At 68.0% G+C, this 2,775-nt stretch carries 1 protein-coding gene; it reads left to right on the forward strand.

Features of this window, described 5'->3' with window-relative positions; genetic code table 11:
* Window positions 1-2,558: beta strand repeat-containing protein (locus ACV229_RS40390; RefSeq protein WP_448088631.1), on the forward strand; the 2,558-nt coding region annotated here is incomplete at its 5' end.
* Window positions 2,559-2,775: the final 217 nt, after the last annotated feature.

Below are 2,775 nucleotides of genomic sequence, written 5' to 3' on the forward strand. Positions count from 1 at the left end.
GCGGTCTGCTGAACCTGCAGGTGGAAGGTGGGGCAGTGGATGCACAGGCGCACAACGGCGGGTTGCTGAAGGCGGACGGCGGCGAGGTGCTGATGACGGCGCGCGCGGCGAACGGTCTGCTGAACGCGGTGGTGAACAACAGCGGGACGATCGAGGCGCAGGGGCTGAACACGCGCGACGGGAAGATCGTGCTGGACGGTGGTCTGGTGGAGGTCGGCGGGAAGCTGGATGCGAGCGGTCAAGGTGCGAACACGGCGGGCGGTACGGTGACGACGCGCGGCGAGCAGGTTCGTGTGTCGAGCGACACGCAGGTCGATACGCGCGCATCGGGCCGCGCGGGCACGTGGACGATCGAATCGGCGAACGCGAACGTCGATGGTGCGAACGGCGCGATTGGTGCGGCGACGCTGTCGCGCACGCTGGGCACGACGAACGTGGCGCTGACCAACACGTCGGGCGACCTGACGGTGGATGGTGCGGTGAACTGGACGAGCGACCATGCACTGACGCTGACGTCGCAGAAGGGCGACGTCGCGCTGAAGCAGTCGGTGACGGCGAGCGGCGCGAAGGCGAGCGTGGCGGCGAACGCGGCGGGCGAGATCCGCGTGGGCGACAAGCTGGCGCTGACGGGTGAGCAGGCACGACTGGAGCTGAACTCGACGAAGGGCCATCGGTTCACGCAGGACAACGCGTCGGCGACGCTGTCGGGCCGCAACGCATCGTTCTCGTCGAACGGCGACGCGTATCAGGTGATCCACGACGTGGCGGGCCTGCGCAACGTGGACCGCGACCTGAAGGGCCACTACGTGCTGGGCAACGCGGTCGACGGCAAGGGCGCAGAGTTCCGGAGCATCGGCGCGAACAGCTCGTTCAACGGCGTGTTCGACGGTCTCGGCAACACGGTTTCCCGGCTGAATGTCTCCGGTAGCAGCCCGTCCGTCGGCCTGTTTGCTGAAAACCACGGCCGCATCGCCAATCTCGCGCTCGATTCGCTTGCCGTGAGCACCACGTCGAACGCCCGCAATTCGGTGATGGGTGCGCTGGCCGGCTATAACCGCGGGACGATCTCGAACGTGCGCGCGACGGGGATGACGGTCTCGTCTGCCACCAAGAGCGATAGCCTGACCGGCGGCCTCGTCGGCGTCAATGACGGCGGCGTTGTCGACGGTGCGCGCTTCCAGGGCCGTATCACCGGCAACGACAAGACGCTGTCGATCGGCGGGATTGCCGGCCAGAATGTTTACGGCGCGCGGATCGCGAACAGTCGCGCCGACGCGGAGATCACGAGCAAGGGGGCGTCGTCGACGGTCGTGTATACGTTGGGGGGCGTCGTCGGCACGAACTGGGAGTCAACCGTCTCGAATTCGTCGAGCAGCGGCAGGCTTTCGGCGGGCGACAACGTGATGGCGGGCGGTCTGGTCGGCTTCGCGGCCGGCGGCGCCATCGACCACTCGACGTCGTCGACGGCCGTGTCGGCCGGTAAAGACGGCTATATCGGTGGCGCGATCGGCTGGAACGCCAGTTCGGATCTGTCCAACGTGTCGGCAAGCGGCAACGTCGGCGCCACGTCCGGGGCGACGATCGGCGGCCTGGTCGGCCGAAACGGCGGCACCGTTCGCGATGCATCGGCGAGCGGCAACGTCAGCGCCACGACCGGGGCGACGGTCGGCGGCCTGGCCGGCAGCAACGTCGGCACCATTCGCGATGCATCGGCGAACGGCAACGTCTCCGCTGCGGCCGGCAGCACGATCGGCGGGTTCGTCGGCGACAACGATGGCGGCGAGATCAGCGGATCGCACGCCTCCGGCAGCGTGAGCGGAAACGGCGCGGCCGCGGTCGGCGGCTTCGCGGGCAAAAACGCCGGCGGCATCCTCGCGGACGTATCGGCGAAGGGGCGAGTGACCGATGCCGCGAGCAACCTCGTCGGCGGCCTCGTCGGCAAGAACGACGGCGCGATCCGCCAGGGCAAGGCGGAAGGCGACGTGAGCGCAGGCAACGCGAGCACCGTTGGCGGGCTCGTGGCCGTGAACGACGGGAAGATCGAAGGCTCGCGCTCGAGCGGCGTCGTGCGCGGCGGCCTGAGCAGCAGTGTCGGCGGGCTCGTCGGCGAAAACCGCGGCACGATTGCGTCGTCGAGCTCGACGTCGGACGTTTCCGCAGGGCGTGACAGCTACGTCGGTGGCCTGGTCGGCTTCAACAAGGGCCGGGAGGGTGTCGTGAGCGGCTCGAAGGCGAGCGGCCGCGTGGCGGTCGTCGGCGGGCGCGCCATCGGCGGATTTGTCGGGTGGAACGATGCGTTGATCACCGATTCGGAATCGTCGGGAACGGTGTCGAGCACCGGCACGATAGGCGGAGGCTTCGTGGGCGGGAACGGCGGCACGATTCGTTCGTCGCGCACGAGCTCGAAGTTCGATTACCCGACGCAGGCGCGGCCGTCGTTCTATGGCGGCTTCTCCGGGATCAATTCGGGAATCATCGAGTTGAGCCAGACGACGGGCGCTGCATCGGGTGAACGGTTCACCGGCATGAACATCGGCTTGATCGACGGCAAGCGGTAATTCGCGTCGGTGCGGGGGATGGTGCAGCGCATGGCGTCGACGCCAATCGCGCCGCCGCGGTGCCATTCCCCTTTCGTCACGCGATTCCTTCGTCAAGAGGTGTGCGAAGCGCCGGCAGTGGCCAGTCGATCCAGATGCGCACCCGCTCGGCAAGGGAAGCGATTCGCCGACCCGTGCGCCGAGCGTATGAGTTCAGGCTGCTCAGTATTTCTGAGCG

The sequence above is a fragment of the Burkholderia sp. MR1-5-21 genome, assembly GCF_053427715.1.